This window comes from Alkalihalophilus sp. As8PL (assembly GCF_040939795.1).
GTDB lineage: Bacteria > Bacillota > Bacilli > Bacillales > Bacillaceae_D > Alkalihalophilus > Alkalihalophilus lindianensis.
In genome coordinates, this window is record NZ_CP162551.1 from 986,395 (window position 1) to 1,000,655 (window position 14,261).

The window sequence follows — 14,261 nt, forward strand, 5'->3', positions numbered from 1 at the left end:
TTCATATTAGAGGTGTGGTGGAGTTGAGGAAAAAAATCGTCGTTGTCAGTTTCATAGTACTGCTCACCCTAGCCGGATTCATTGCCTTCAAGACAATAAATAAAGAAGCAACTGCGTTAAATGATTCTTTTACTAAAGAGTTCATTGAAGAAGAATGGGTCGAGGATGACTTTCACTTATTCCAATCGAAGACTGGACAATACAGAATGCTGTTTCCAGACCAGTTTCAGATGGTAAGTGACCCTCCGGAGTTTTATGGGAGACGAGGAAGTAGTTATGAACATTGGTTAGGCCTACTTCGTGACGAGGGCATAAATTATTCATTTAAACTTACATATACAAACAGTGAAGCAAATTTTGTCAAAACTGATTTAAATAGCATGCTTAGAAATTTTGCTTATGATAATCAATATGAAGAGTTGCCCACAGAAAATAAGACGATTTATCATGGGTCCTCTCGGATAGTACTTGAAAATGGTAAAGGCATTATTAAGGATCCTACCAAAAATGTAGCCAACAGTTTCTTCGGTCTTGTTAGTGATGATCAGTCAAACCAATTAGTTGAATTCTATTATTCAGTAGACTGTTTTAATGAGGAGCATGGTTGTGAAATAGATGCAGAGCAAGAGTATGAACTTGCTTTGAAAATAATGAACAGCATTGAATTCTTAGATTAAGCCATATGCTTTTAGAGAAGAATTTATAGATTAGGTGTGATGAAGGTGAAGAAAAGAACGATCATTGTCAGTTTCGTAGTACTGCTCACCCTAGCCGGATTCATTGCCTTCAGGGCAATGCATAAAGAAGCCACTGCATTAAATGATTCCTTCACAAAGGAGTTCATCGCAGAAGAATGGATTGAGGATGAATTTCATTTATTTGAATCGAAGACGGGACAATATAGAATGCTGTTTCCAGACCATTTTCAGATGATAAGTGATCCCCCGGAGTTTTATGAGAGACAGGGGGATGGGTTTGAAGAGTGGGCTGCTCAAATTTATGAGTACACACAAGATGGTATCAGTTATCGCATGAATATTAGGTTTACAAATGAGGAAACTGACTTATCTGACAATATTCTGAGCCTTATGTTAACTAATTATGCTTATGAGAACCAACACAAGGAAATGAAACTTGATGATACAACCATTTACCATGGGCTGTCTCATTCATCTTTAGATGGTACTATAGCAACAACTAAAAACCCAAACGAACACAAAGCGAACAGATTCTTTGGACTTGTACTCGATCAACATTCCAATAGAAGCGTGGAATTCTTTTACTCAATCAATTGCTACAAAGAAGAACTTGGGTGTGGATTCAACCCTGAAGAGCATTATGAATTTGCATTGAAACTAATGAAGAGTATTGAATTTCTTTAGTGAATGAAGGGTACCTAATCAAATTTAATACTCTATTCACCTGTAACTATTTTACTAGATAACTTCATCCCACTCTTCTATTCCTTAGTTCAAATTCTCCATTTTCTGCTATAAATATTCCTATCTATTATAACAATTGTGATTTTATGGTAAATTTAGAGAGATATTATGTTCCGTTAAGATTTTAAAGATTAGGTGTGATGGAATTGAAGAAGAGAATCGTTATAATCAGCTTGATATTCCTACTAGGGTTGGGAGGTTTTTTTGTGGTGAAAGCAATAGATGGAGACGCAACTGCCTTAAATGATTCCTTTACTAAAGAGTTTATTGCAGAAGAATGGGTCGAGGATGAGTTTCATTTATTTGAATCGAAAACGGGACAATATAGAATGCTGTTTCCAGACCAGTTTCAGATGGTAAGTGATCCTCCGGAGTTTTATGGGAGAAGAGGATATGGCTTCGAAAATTGGGTTGCACAAATTTACGAGGACACACAAGATGGTGTTAGTTATCGTGTAAAGATTAGTTTTAGAGATAACGAAGCAGACCTATCTGATAACATTCTGAGCCTCATGTTAAATAATTATGCTTATGAAAATCAACACAAGGAAATGAAACTTGATGATACAACCATTTATCATGGGCTGTCTCATTCATCTTTAAATGGTACTACAGCAACAACTAAAGACCCAAAGGAACACAAAGCGAACCGATTCTTTGGACTTGTACTGGATCAACATTCTAATAGAAGCGTAGAATTCTTTTACTCAACCAATTGCTTTAAAGAAGAACTTGGGTGTGCATTAAACCCTGAAGAGCATTACGAATTTGCTTTGAAATTAATGAAGAGTATTGAATTTCTAGATTAAGAGGGTCTGTCATGAGCAAACCAACCATTAATAATCAAACACGAAATTATTTAACTGAATTACAATATACAGATGACTTTACAGTTGAAGATGTGAAATCGATTGTTAAAGAGCAAATGAATTATGTTTTAAATGATGTAGATGTGAAGATTTATCACAGTAATGATTTAGGCATAGGAACAGCATCGGGCTTCGACGGCTCAGCTATTCACTTTTATAACAAAGAAGACAATATTAACGAGGTCTATTATATATTCCGCGGCACCGCTAAGTTTGAAGACATATATTATAACGCTACTGGTATTGCAACTGCTTCAAATACCGAACAAATTGATGATGCTGAATTATTCTTTGACTCTGTTCAAAATTACTTACCTTCTAAAGAAGAACTTGAACTATATGGAGATGGACATTCATTAGGAGGACACCTGATCACTAGCTTGGCTTTAAAAAAGCAAGAATTTTCTGATGTCCGCGGTTTAAATGATGCTCCAATAAATGTTTATCAGATGGCTTCATATGATGAAGAGTTTGGTGGTTTTTTGGAAGCATCAACTGGTACCAATAACTATTCCAACATCAAAGAAGAAACCATCATTGCTCTTGCTCGTGATTTCTATAAAGAGCAATCCAAGGTCATTAGCCATACGCGTGTTAAGGGGGATCCTCTCTATGCGCAAAGCTTTCCTGGGAAATTATATATTGGCCAGCAGATTCATTATGTAGGTGATTTGGATATCATGGATTTCCCCAATATAGGTGAATATCCATTGACGCATCTCGCTAAATATTCCCCTATCCATTACTTAGATAAGCTACGTTATGAATCAAACGTGAGCGCTCTCTTTTGGATGATACGGGAAACGGATCAACGTGTTGGGATGGAGGGTGTTCAGTATACAATGACCAACTGGAAAGAGGTGCTTTCTCAATCGGCTAAAAGACCAGAAGGACGATTTGCGCTATTTGTTGGAGCACATGAATTAAAGAATAGAGCTTCTAGTGTGTTACAGAGTCCAGGCACTTGGTATCAAGCCTATGACGTGTGGTCTAATTTGGACCTTGTTCACAATCACAGCTTATCGACCCTCATTGATTACTACAATGCTCAAATGCACGAGAAGCTAACCTTATTCCAAGTACAAGACGCGATCTCTGGTAAGTATGTGATGTTAAACAAAAGTGACCTGAAGGAATTTAGTTTGCGATATGAATATGCTATTGAGCAAAAATATCAGATCGTACAAGATCTTAGAGCCTTTATGCATCAAGAGTTAGATGATCTATATGATGGCGTAAAACGAAATTTGCAAACAAAAATGCAGGCTTTAGAAGCTTCTCCAGGTTCATTGGTCTCTACTCCCAAAAGAAGCTATTCTGGAGGCGTGCTCGGTGGAAGTCTTTCTGAATTTAGAACGGTTGAACGGGTTGAGTTTGATCGTTATTTTGAACCGATTGATGAGTCGATGACAAACCCTATTAACGACGTGATTGTGCAAGTTGAAAATGAGATTAATCACTTAGAAACCTTCTTATCGTCGTTTCAGGCGACGTATAATGAAATGTTTGATACAGACCAATCGATTGCCAGTTCAATCGGAATCCATGCGAGGTGAGTCTATATGTTTCGCCGTACTCATACGTTTACGAACCATTCGAGTTCCCTTGTCGACGATCAGGCGAATCGTTTCAGAAAGATTATTGAACGGAATGAAGAAGCAAATCATACCATTTATCAAGCCAAACAACTAATCGAATCGCAATCTGGTGACTACATCGACTCACTCCTATCCTTTTCTAATCAATATGAACGTATTTCTACTTCTACTAGTCAACATCACCTCTTTTCATCTGTACCAGAATTTCAGATAAGGTCGCAACGCTTCTATCAAGATGCGCATAAGCGGAGATACTCTGTTTATTACACGTATGGGTGACAAAATAAAGAAAAGGAACCTCTATGCATGGAGATTCCTTTTCTTTCACTTGTCCTCTTCCTCCACAACATCCGCTTGTCCTTCTGATTCCACAACTGCGGTTTCTTTTTTCAATGTTTCTTTTATGTGTTGTACGTCCTCGACTTGATGCTTCTCAACTGTCACTTCATTTAGTTGAACAGGGTGTTTGCTAATGTCTATTTCCTCTTCCTTAAGAGGGATTCGAAGCTCTTCCTCACTTCCAGCTTCTATTACCATCTCTTCACGTTTGACCGGAATAGTAATTGTTTTTTGGTCTTCCACTACTTCTTTATGGATCTTTACTTCACCCGTTTGCACACGCTCTTTTTTGATATCGAGTTCTTCTTCTTTAAGCTGCATGGTAGTTTGGTGATCATCACTTGCTTCAGATGAGTGATTCTTTTTAGTCCAAGTACCAATGATCGCCCCAATAATTACACCAGCTATGATTCCCGTTGCCATAGTGATATTCATGAGCATACCCACTAAACTTCCTATGACTGCCCCAATTAAGATAAACTTTCCCACCTAACACTCCTCCTTGATCCATTTTGATTAGTTTGAGCAATTGAAGGAATAAATATCAAAAAAATCCCTACTTAACAAAAGCTAAGTAGGGAGGAGTGAGAATGACTAATTAATCCTCATTAATTATCTCTGCATCTCCATGGCCTTCAACATCTGCCACTTCTTTATGAAGCACGTCATGAACTTGCTGCGTTTCTTCAACTGAGCGTTTATGAGCTGACACTTCTCCTGTAACGACAGTGTGCTTCTCCACATCCACTTTTTCAGCTGTAACAGGAATGTGAACTGTCTCTTCTGCTGATATAGGTTCTTCTGATGGTTCACGGTCAACTGCTTTTCTTTCGATAATCACTTGATCGTGTGCCACCGGAACATTTACATTTTTTTCTTCCTCCACAATTTCCTTGTGAAGTTCAACATCACCCGTTTCGACACGGTGTTTATGAATATCCAACTCTTCTTGACGTAGATCTAAATGTGCTTCATTAGCAAATTCTGTATCTCGGCCTTCTTTACGAACTTCTTTTTGTTTTTCCTTATTCGGTTCTTCCTCTGCAAATAAATCAAAAAAGCCCATGTGGAAAACCTCCCCTAAAAAGTGTGTGTAGCAAACGTACATATACTATCATGACCTCGTTAAAGGGAAGTATGCTTGGAAAAAAGTACTGTGGTTTTTGTACTGGTGGACAGTATTTACCTATCCATTTCAAGGATAAGTAATATTTTAATGAGGATGCTAAATATAAAAAGAGTGCTTCAAAAGGTTTGAAGCCCCTTTTGAAACACCCTTCATTTATCTATTCTTCACGAGTTGATGTCGCCATCCTCCTGTTGCGGTAATGTCTTCGGCCGTTTCTGCTGCATAGGCTTCACAAACAAAGCCTGGTACTTCCTCTCCATTTTCTAGCTCTACTTTCCCAATACCTAATGGAGATGGAATCGATGCTGCAAATGCTCCAAATTCAGATAAGGGCATTTCCCACAGCTCTAATTCAATCGCCCCTCCTTTTCGTTCGTCTTTGATCATTCCAGGCTTTTCAGGGGTCGAAGCTAATTTCACCATTTGGTATTTAGGCGCACTCACTGCTTCACGAATAAAGGTGGCCCGACACTCCTTCATTTGTTTTTCCAGTGGGAATCCTCTCATATGCAAGCCACATACAGCAACTAATGTGGTCGCTTCTTCTTTTTTAGTATTATGAGGAAATTGTTCAGCCGTTCCCCAGATTAAGCCTTCATTTTCTGCTAAACCAAAGAGCGTAATGCCAAACGGAAGCTGCTCTGCAGCTTCGCCAGCTGGGACGGCAATCGCACATAAATCAAGGAGATTACAGTGATTCGTGTAACGTCCCATATCACTATTTGTTTGGATTGGTTGTGCTCTCACTTGTTCTCTTGTCCAAGTTCCCCCTGCTGTTGGCATTACCAGTACAGCATCCGAGAAAACACTCCTCGCCTTTAATTTAAAGGCTTGAAGCTGATGGATTGCCTGGAAAACGGACGGGGCATTGAAAGTTTCCTTTAATCCAGAACGGAGAACCTGTTCCGTTACTGGGAAAGTAACACCCGGATGTTCTTCTACAAATGAACCAACTGCAGCCCAACGCTCTGCTACCATTGGCCCCTCATATAAAATAGCGGAAGCTTCCTTTAAAAAGGTCGTATCTACATATTCAATCGGAAGGTTCGTTTTCTTTAATTGGTCTAGAGCAGCATCCCACGCTTCACTATACTCGTTGGCATAAGGTCCAAAGAAATCAATTGGATTCGATGGCACGATGAGTTTTGATGGCAAGCTTTGCTGCGGTTTGGCAACGTCTTTTGACCATGGATCGGACTCTTCCATTCCTCTTGCATAGCGATCCACGAGCATCGCCTCTTCTACACTATGAGAAAAGACGGTGACACAATCTAAGCTTGCACAAGCTGGAACAACTCCTTTTGTAGACCAAGCCCCTAAAGTCGGTTTGTATCCAACCAGGTTGTTTAAGCCAGCAGGGACGCGCCCGGACCCGGCTGTGTCGGTTCCTAATGAAAAGACTGCTTGGCCTCTTGCGACGGCAACAGCAGAGCCCGCACTCGACCCACCGCTTATTAATTCGGGTCTAAGTGAGTTATGCGTTTCTCCGTATGGGCTTCTTGTTCCGACAAGCCCTGTAGCGAATTGATCGAGATTTGCTTTGCCCACTGGAATCGCACCAGCAGCAATTAATCGTTCTACAACAGCCGCATGTTCAGCTGGGGTGTACGTATATTCCTCACAGCCCGCCGTCGTTGGCACACCTGCAAGATCGATATTATCCTTAATCGCAAAGGGGATGCCCCATAACGAAGCACTTTCTCTGTCAATCGTTTCTAGTTTTTCTATATAAGGTGTCATCAGCTCGATAGAAGGTGGCGTAATCCAAATGTTCATCTCAGTGTCTGCTTCAGCGCGTTTGATAATTTCTTCAGCTACTTCTTTTGGTGAGAGTGAATAGGCGAGATACTGTTCTCTTAACCAATCAACTGTTAATTGTTCAGGAAAGTTTATCTTCATCATTTGATCGACACCGCCTCTTCTTTTTCTTCCATAATTCCTACAATGAGTTGACCTGCATGGACCTCATCTCCCGGTTTCACATGGATCGATGCTACATAGCCATCACAAGTGGCATGCTGCGGGAACTCCATTTTCATACTTTCTTCTATTATAATAGTCTCGCCTTTTTTCACTTGTTGACCTGGTTCTACAAGCACCTTCCATACACTGCCCGGCATCGAGCATCGAACCGCTTCTACCCCTTCTGGGAGCTCTTCTTCTTCGTTTTCAACGACGGTTTCATGTTCAGAAATGTATTCAGCAACCCCCATTTTTCTCCAGCTTTCACGTTCTTCCTTAAATGCATCCTGCTGCTTCTTGCGGAAAACCTCGGTATCTTCCTTAATCGATTCTAAGAACTCCAAGTAGTCTCCAAGCTTGAACGTTGTTTCTGTAATCTCTGCTTCAAAACGTCCTCGTGGGAAATCTTCACGTAGCTTCGTTAACTCCTCAGCTGATACGGGGTAATATTGAATTTGATCAAAGAATCGAAGCAGCCATGGTTTCCCAGCTTCAAAGCTTTCAGTTGTACGGAATTTATTCCACATTTGTATCGTGCGTCCTACAAATTGATATCCACCAGGACCTTCCATCCCATATACGCACATATACGCGCCACCAATTCCGACTGCATTCTCAGGTGTCCATGTTCGTGCAGGGTTGTATTTCGTTGTTACTAAGCGATGTCTAGGATCGATTGGCGTTGCAACCGGCGCACCTAAGTAGACATCCCCTAAGCCGAGCACAAGGTAGCTTGCATCAAAGACAACCTCCTTGACCTCCTCTAAGTTTGCAAGTCCATTCATTCGTTTGATAAATTCTAGGTTGCTTGGGCACCACGGTGCATCTGGTCGGACATTTTTTTGATAACGGTCTGTCGCTAGCTGGGTGGAAGGGTCATCCCAAGAAAGCGGAAGCTTCACGATGCGCGATGGAACTTCAATTTCTTCAAGTGGTGGCAACTGACGATCTAGCTCGAGAATGGTTTCACAAGCCTCTAATACGGTTGTTTTGGTAGGGTCAATATGAACTTGCAAGGAACGAATACCCGGTGTCAATTCAATAAATGGAATATCCTTACTCTCTTTAATCGACTCCATTAAGACGTGAGCTTGAAAGCGGAGCAATAAATTTAGTTCCATTTCACCGTATTCAACAAGCAAATATTCATCTCCACAGCAACGTATTGTCATTGGAAAGCGTCTATTCTCGTGTTCATGAGCTAAGATTGGGTAGTTTGCTGGTAATTCCCTTTTGGCAGGGAGTCTACTTTCAAGCTGCAAGTCACTTCTCACCCCGTCCAACAACTTGGCGAGTTGTTCCTCCTGTGTTTGACGAAGCGCATCCGCATCCTCAAGTGTCAGCAACTCGAATCGAATGGTATCACCAGGATGTAGTTGACCTAATTTCCAAAACTCTGCTGAGGCGGTGGTGACCGGACATACAAACCCACCTAAACTCGGTCCATCTGGTCCAAGTAGAATAGGCATATCCCCAGTTAAATCAAGGGTTCCGACTGCATACGCATTATCGTGAATATTAGATGGATGCAACCCAGCATCGCCACCGTCTTCTCTTGCCCATTTTGGCGCAGGTCCCACAAGTCTTACTCCCGTTCTGGAGCTATTAAAATGAACTTCCCAACTTGTTTCTGTTAGCTGCTTCAAATAGTCAGGATCGAGAAATTCCTCTGTACAATGAGGACCTGGGATGACCCCAATCGTCCAAGTGCGAGTCATTTCTGGGGCTGAAGGAAGATCTAGTCCTATTCCTTCAGGCTGCTCTGCGCCTTTGTTGACATTCAACACATCTCCAGGGCGAAGAGCACGTCCACCATGACCTCCAAAGCCTCCAAGCGTGAAGGTTGCAGCACTTCCTAATGTATGTGGCATATCCAATCCACCAGCGATAAGTAAATATGAACGCATGCCTTTCTCTGCTTTTCCAAAGGTCAATACTTGACCCTTTTTCGCTAACACTGGTTGATAGAGTGTGACGGTTTCTTCATCTAATTGGGCGTTCATATTCGCTCCCGTTACACAAAACCAAATCTCATCTCTAAATTGATAGGAACCTCCACGTAAGGTCATTTCTAACCCAGGTGCTGACTCTTCATTCCCAAGAAGCTTGTTGCCAATCCTAAAGGACAACGGATCCATTGGACCACATGGTGGCACCCCAACATCCCAATGACCCACTCGTCCAGGCCAATCTTGTACCGTCGTTTGCACACCCCCATCTAAGACTTCTAAGGCATGTTCCCTCGGCTCAAAGTTCGCTAATAATTGCGTGTAAACCTCTCCACTTTGACATTCTTCTTTTTGAAGCAACTCTTGCAAGTATTGAAGATTCGTTGTGATTCCGTAGAAACGTGATTCTTCAAGTGCTTCTGTTAACTTACTAAGTGCGTCTTCTCGATTTTCACCGTGAACAATGATTTTGGCTAGCATCGGATCATATAAGGACGTCACCGTGATCCCGTCTCTTAACCATGTTTCCACCCGTGCCGTGTTAGAGAGTATGACTTGATCAATTTGACCAGCACTTGGTCGAAACTGTTGCAAGCAATCTTCGGCGTAAATACGAGCTTGAATGCTATGTCCAGTAGGCTTTTTCTCAACACCTGCTAAGCCCTCTAATTCTCCTGCTGCTTCTTTCACCATCCATTCAACAAGATCCACACCTAATACTTCCTCCGTCACTCCATGTTCCACTTGCAATCTTGTATTGACTTCAAGAAAATAGAAGTCCAATTTGTCAGGATCATAGAGAAATTCAACTGTCCCCGCACTACGGTAGCCTGCCTCTTTTGCTAAACGTTTCGAAGCGGCATACATGCGCTCACGAACTTCATCGGATAGATTCGGAGCTGGACTTTCCTCAATCACCTTTTGGTTCCGACGTTGGATTGAACAATCTCGCTCTCCTAATGCCACTACCTCTCCCGTTTCATTTCCAAAAATTTGCACTTCAATATGACGCGCCTTGGCAATGTATTTTTCTAAAAACAAACCACCATTATTAAAGTTCGTTTCGGCAAGATGTCGTACGCCTTCGTAAGCAGAACGAAGGGCAGATGCATCTTCACAGACTCTCATTCCAATTCCGCCACCGCCAGCTGTACTTTTTAAAATGACCGGGTACCCAATCGCTTCAGCTTCTTGCAGGGCTTCCTCTAGTTCCGTAATCAAATTCGTTCCCGGAAGCAACGGCACCTCAGCCTTTAAGGCTATCTCTCTAGCAGAATGCTTAAGTCCAAACATCTTCATCTGCTCTGGCGTTGGCCCGATAAAAACAATTCCTTTATCCTGACATGCTCTAGCAAACTCAGCATTTTCACTCAGAAAACCATACCCAGGATGAATCGCTTCTGCCCCAGTTTCAATCGCTGTTTGCAAAATGAGCTCAGCATTTAAATAGCTATCCTTTGCCGCTCCTTCTCCTATTAAAATAGCTTCATCAGCTTGTGAGACATGAAGACTATCTTGATCAGCTTCTGTGTAAACCGCTACTGATTTCACACCCATCTTTTTCAGCGTACGCTCAATACGTACGGCAATTGCTCCTCGGTTGGCTATCAATACTTTGGTAAACATGATAAAACCTCCACTCTCATATTTGATCGATCTTTTCTCGCTATTAGTCCTCCCAGATTAAGACGCGAATAGGGGTAGGGTTATATGCATTACATGGATTGTTTAGCTGCGGGCAGTTACTAATTAAAGCCGTCGTCTTGCATTCAGATCTCATTTCCACATACCGTCCCGGAGCTGAGACCCCGTCTTCAAATGTCAATCCACCTTCAGGGGTCACTGGAACATTCATAAAAAAGTTAATATTAGGTGCTAAATCTCGCTTCGTATACTTCCCGTCATATTTAGCCATTTGCAACATAAACGTATCTCGGCAATTGTGCATAGGTAACGTCTCATGAGCATAGCGGACCGTATTGCTTTGTGCAGAGCAAGCGCCCCCTAGTGTATCGTGACGCCCACATGTATCAGCTACAATCGTTAAAAGTGGTTTTCCGGATTCTGCTCTTAACACAGATCCTGTTGAAAGGTAAATATTCGTTTGTTCGGCGATCGTTCGAACGGCACTGTAGCGATCTTCAGGCTGGTCCGCATCAAAGAACAATGTGTCTGCTGCTTGATTTCCTTTTAAGTCGACAATCCTAAGTACCTGACCAGGCTTTAATTCATGCATCCAACCATCTCCAGCACCTATTACCTCATCATAGATTGCCGTTTCTGCCCTACGTTCACTTTCTACTCGATTAAAAACAGCCATGTTGACTCCTCCTTTTTATATTCCTAGCAGTTGATTGTACTCCCATGTATTTTCAAACGCGCGACGGTTTTCCGGTCGGTAATTTAAGCAATAATCATCTTCTTGTACCTCGTCTGCTGATAGCACTTCTATTTCGACGGGAACAGATGGGAAGGTCTCTTTTGAATCTAGTCGGTTTGGAGTGTTTGAAATCACAACAAGAAGATCCATTTCTGTTCGTAAGGTGACCGATGTTCCTTTCGCACAATGATTAACCTCAAAGTTCATATCACCCTGTTCATCACAAAATACTTTTGAGAACAAATTAACATTCGGCACGAGATCGCGATTGCCTAAACCATTTCTTACTAACTCCATCATGAAATTTTCTTCGCCGCTTCGGTACCATTCATTTCGTTGCTCTTGAAAGGTTGTTTTTCCATACTTTTTATCTGTTTCCACTCGTGTTGAGTAACCAGATATCGTGTCATGCCAGCCTAAATCATCCTCAATGATGCTTGCCATCGCGCGTCCATTATCACTCATTAGTACATGTCCGGTCGTTAAATGTGCCGTGTGCTGAGCTTTTAACGTATCTGGCATGTTGTACCTTTCATCTGTCTCTTTTAGATTAAATAGCAGCACCGAAAGATTTGCTCCTTCCTCTAATGCTGTAAATCGAATCAAATTTCCTTTCTTTACAGCTCCTGACCATTTACCACCAGCTGGAACCACCTTATTCCAAATGTGTTTATTCATAGCTCACTGCCTCCTTATTGATAATCTCGCAAAATAAAAATAAAAAAGGATAAAAGCCTGGGAAGTGAATCTCCCAGGCTTTTATCCCTCCGTGTAATATGGCTACCGGTTTCTCAATAGTAGCTATACCGCTTTCTCTTGGACCAGACTTGATGAATCATCACCAACGGAACCCTAGATAGCTTTTTTGTCCCCAACTCAATTGTGAGCACCTTTATGAAATTGATCTTGGTTCGTAGTATAGAGCACAAAAAAGCCTGTAACAACTATATTGTCAGAAAATTTAACAAACTTTATTCTAAGCAAAAGTTGTGGTGATTTAAGAGATCTTTCTAACTTAGCTAGTTTCAAAAAACCTTGTTAGGTTATGTTACACATCGGTTGAAATCTGGTCGGTTTTCCCACAAAAATAATCATCATAACCATTTAAGTCGAGTCGCGATTCCCATATTTATTTTCCGAGGATAGTATTTCCGTGTGAATTCAACCAATAAAAGGAGTGGCTAGTCGATGGAAAAAGAACCAGAATTAAAACGAACATTAACCTTGTTTCAAGTGGTGATGCTTGGTCTTGCTTGGAATACACCAATGATTTATTTTTCGGTATTCGGGGTTGCCTTTGAAGGAGCAAGTGGATTTTTAACACCAGCCTATGCAGTAGCGGTTCTTGCCGTATTGTTTACCGGGGCCAGCTATGCGGTGATGGCAAAGAAAATGCCGATATCAGGTTCTGCTTATACCTTTGTAAAGAAAACCATGAACCCTAAGCTTGGGTTTATTGTTGGATGGGTGCTCCTACTGAATTATTTATTTGCCCCAATCATTGCTTGTATTACATTTGGGATCTTCTTGAACGCTCAATTCCCTAGCATTCCTCCTGCTATTTGGATTATTGGACTAACGGCAATCTTAGCGTTAATTACGATTTCAGGGGTCAACTCTTCAGCGAATATTAGTAGTATTTTTGTGATCCTCCAACTCGTTTTCATTGTCATCTTCTGTGGGTTCATGATTTACGGTCTTGGAAACGGGGCAGGTACTGGAACGTTGATTTCGATCCAGCCATTTTTAAATAACGATCTATCTCTTTCGATTGTTCTTGCTGGTGCATCGATTGTGATCTTCTCCTTTTTAGGGTTTGACACACTGACAACATTATCTGAGGAAACCATTAATCCAAAAAAGACAATTCCAAAAGCTATTTTTATTATGATTGGAGTGGTCGGTGTTCTCCATGTGTCTACCTCTTATTTCATTCATCTAATCGTCCCTAACTTCACCTTCCAAAACCCAGACTCTGCCGCACTAGAACTCGTATCATTGGTTGGTGGAAGTTTTCTAAGCTCTTTCTTTATCACGGTATTGATTGCAGCGATCTTTACTCAAGGATTAGCTTCAGTGAATGCGGTCTCTCGTCTTTTATATGTAATGGGAAGAGATTCGATCTTGCCTAGTCGATTCTTCTCTTATGTTCATCCTAAGTATAAAACGCCCGTCTTCAATATTATCTTCTCATCTGTTGTGTCTTTATTAGCCATTTTTATTACGATCGACCAAGCCTTAAGATTTGTTAACTTCGGTGCCTTAACAGCTTTCTTTTTTGTTAACCTTTGTGTGATCACATTGTATGTATCAAAGAAAACAAAGGAACGCTCGGTAAAAGCGATGATCGTCAACCTGATCTCTCCTATCGTGGGAGCTGTTTTTATCATCTGGTTGCTCTTTTTACTCGATGTTCCAACCTTACTCGGAGGATTGGCTTGGGTAGCGATTGGCATGATCTATCTTGGCTACTTAACGAAAGGATTTAAAGGAGCACTCCCTCGTACAGTCCCTGAGAAAATAGAATTAGAGCTAAAGGAGAAAAAGGCCGTATCGTAAAAAGAAAGAGTACCCTCTTGTATACATCCAGTCC

Annotated in this window: 12 protein-coding genes and 1 riboswitch; of the genes, 6 read left to right on the top strand and 6 right to left on the bottom strand. The window is 41.3% G+C overall.

What is annotated here, in order from left to right:
• Positions 1-23: 23 nt before the first annotated feature.
• The 5 genes from AB3N04_RS06565 to AB3N04_RS06585 all read left to right on the top strand — a co-directional run bounded on the left by AB3N04_RS06565 (position 24) and on the right by AB3N04_RS06585 (position 4,188).
• Positions 24-677, top strand: a complete 654-nt coding sequence (locus AB3N04_RS06565; protein WP_368505300.1) for a hypothetical protein — start codon at positions 24-26, stop codon at positions 675-677.
• A gap of 45 nt (positions 678-722) precedes the next feature.
• On the top strand, positions 723-1,382 hold the full coding sequence (locus tag AB3N04_RS06570; protein ID WP_368505301.1) for a hypothetical protein: 660 nt from the start codon (positions 723-725) through the stop codon (positions 1,380-1,382).
• Between the two features lie 266 nt (positions 1,383-1,648).
• Positions 1,649-2,251, top strand: coding sequence for a hypothetical protein (locus AB3N04_RS06575; RefSeq protein WP_368505302.1), 603 nt, complete (start codon positions 1,649-1,651; stop codon positions 2,249-2,251).
• Positions 2,252-2,262: 11 nt separating this feature from the next.
• Positions 2,263-3,867 (top strand): DUF6792 domain-containing protein, encoded by a 1,605-nt coding sequence (locus AB3N04_RS06580; protein ID WP_368505303.1) that lies wholly within the window; start codon positions 2,263-2,265, stop codon positions 3,865-3,867.
• Positions 3,868-3,873: 6 nt separating this feature from the next.
• Positions 3,874-4,188, top strand: a complete 315-nt coding sequence (locus tag AB3N04_RS06585) for a hypothetical protein (RefSeq protein WP_368505304.1) — start codon at positions 3,874-3,876, stop codon at positions 4,186-4,188.
• 45 nt (positions 4,189-4,233) lie between these two features.
• Here the strand turns inward: AB3N04_RS06585 and AB3N04_RS06590 are convergent, their stop codons facing one another.
• The 6 genes from AB3N04_RS06590 to AB3N04_RS06615 form a co-directional block, all read right to left on the bottom strand.
• Positions 4,234-4,737, bottom strand: coding sequence for a YsnF/AvaK domain-containing protein (locus AB3N04_RS06590; protein WP_368505305.1), 504 nt, complete (start codon positions 4,735-4,737; stop codon positions 4,234-4,236).
• A 109-nt stretch (positions 4,738-4,846) separates the two neighbouring features.
• Positions 4,847-5,314: a YsnF/AvaK domain-containing protein gene (locus tag AB3N04_RS06595; RefSeq protein WP_368505306.1), complete on the bottom strand. Its 468-nt coding sequence runs from the start codon at positions 5,312-5,314 to the stop codon at positions 4,847-4,849.
• A 216-nt stretch (positions 5,315-5,530) separates the two neighbouring features.
• Positions 5,531-7,279, bottom strand: coding sequence for an allophanate hydrolase (gene atzF, locus AB3N04_RS06600; RefSeq protein ID WP_368505307.1), 1,749 nt, complete (start codon positions 7,277-7,279; stop codon positions 5,531-5,533).
• A complete protein-coding gene (uca, locus tag AB3N04_RS06605) occupies positions 7,276-10,914 on the bottom strand; it encodes an urea carboxylase (protein ID WP_368505308.1) in 3,639 nt (1,212 codons plus the stop codon). The genes atzF and uca overlap by 4 nt, the downstream gene beginning before the upstream one ends.
• A gap of 43 nt (positions 10,915-10,957) precedes the next feature.
• The gene (locus tag AB3N04_RS06610) at positions 10,958-11,608 is read right to left on the bottom strand and encodes an urea amidolyase associated protein UAAP2 (protein ID WP_368505309.1); all 651 of its coding nucleotides are present in this window, start codon (positions 11,606-11,608) and stop codon (positions 10,958-10,960) included.
• 15 nt (positions 11,609-11,623) lie between these two features.
• Entirely contained in the window at positions 11,624-12,346 is a 723-nt protein-coding gene (locus tag AB3N04_RS06615) for an urea amidolyase associated protein UAAP1 (protein ID WP_368505310.1), read from the bottom strand.
• A gap of 68 nt (positions 12,347-12,414) precedes the next feature.
• Positions 12,415-12,535, bottom strand: a riboswitch (guanidine-I (ykkC/yxkD leader).
• A gap of 321 nt (positions 12,536-12,856) precedes the next feature.
• On the opposite strand from AB3N04_RS06615, the gene AB3N04_RS06620 reads away from it, so the two are divergent.
• Positions 12,857-14,227, top strand: a complete 1,371-nt coding sequence (locus tag AB3N04_RS06620) for an APC family permease (protein WP_368505311.1) — start codon at positions 12,857-12,859, stop codon at positions 14,225-14,227.
• The last annotated feature ends 34 nt before the right edge of the window (positions 14,228-14,261 follow it).

Excerpts from the sequence above, each read along its gene's own strand:
- AB3N04_RS06610 (WP_368505309.1), bottom strand. The coding sequence starts at position 11,608 with ATGGCTGTTTTTAATCGAGTAGAAAGTGAACGTAGGGCAGAAACGGCA.
- AB3N04_RS06595 (WP_368505306.1), bottom strand. The coding sequence starts at position 5,314 with ATGGGCTTTTTTGATTTATTTGCAGAGGAAGAACCGAATAAGGAAAAA.
- atzF (WP_368505307.1), bottom strand. The coding sequence starts at position 7,279 with ATGATGAAGATAAACTTTCCTGAACAATTAACAGTTGATTGGTTAAGA.
- AB3N04_RS06615 (WP_368505310.1), bottom strand. The coding sequence starts at position 12,346 with ATGAATAAACACATTTGGAATAAGGTGGTTCCAGCTGGTGGTAAATGG.
- AB3N04_RS06620 (WP_368505311.1), top strand. The coding sequence starts at position 12,857 with ATGGAAAAAGAACCAGAATTAAAACGAACATTAACCTTGTTTCAAGTG.
- AB3N04_RS06585 (WP_368505304.1), top strand. The coding sequence starts at position 3,874 with ATGTTTCGCCGTACTCATACGTTTACGAACCATTCGAGTTCCCTTGTC.
- uca (WP_368505308.1), bottom strand. The coding sequence starts at position 10,914 with ATGTTTACCAAAGTATTGATAGCCAACCGAGGAGCAATTGCCGTACGT.
- AB3N04_RS06580 (WP_368505303.1), top strand. The coding sequence starts at position 2,263 with ATGAGCAAACCAACCATTAATAATCAAACACGAAATTATTTAACTGAA.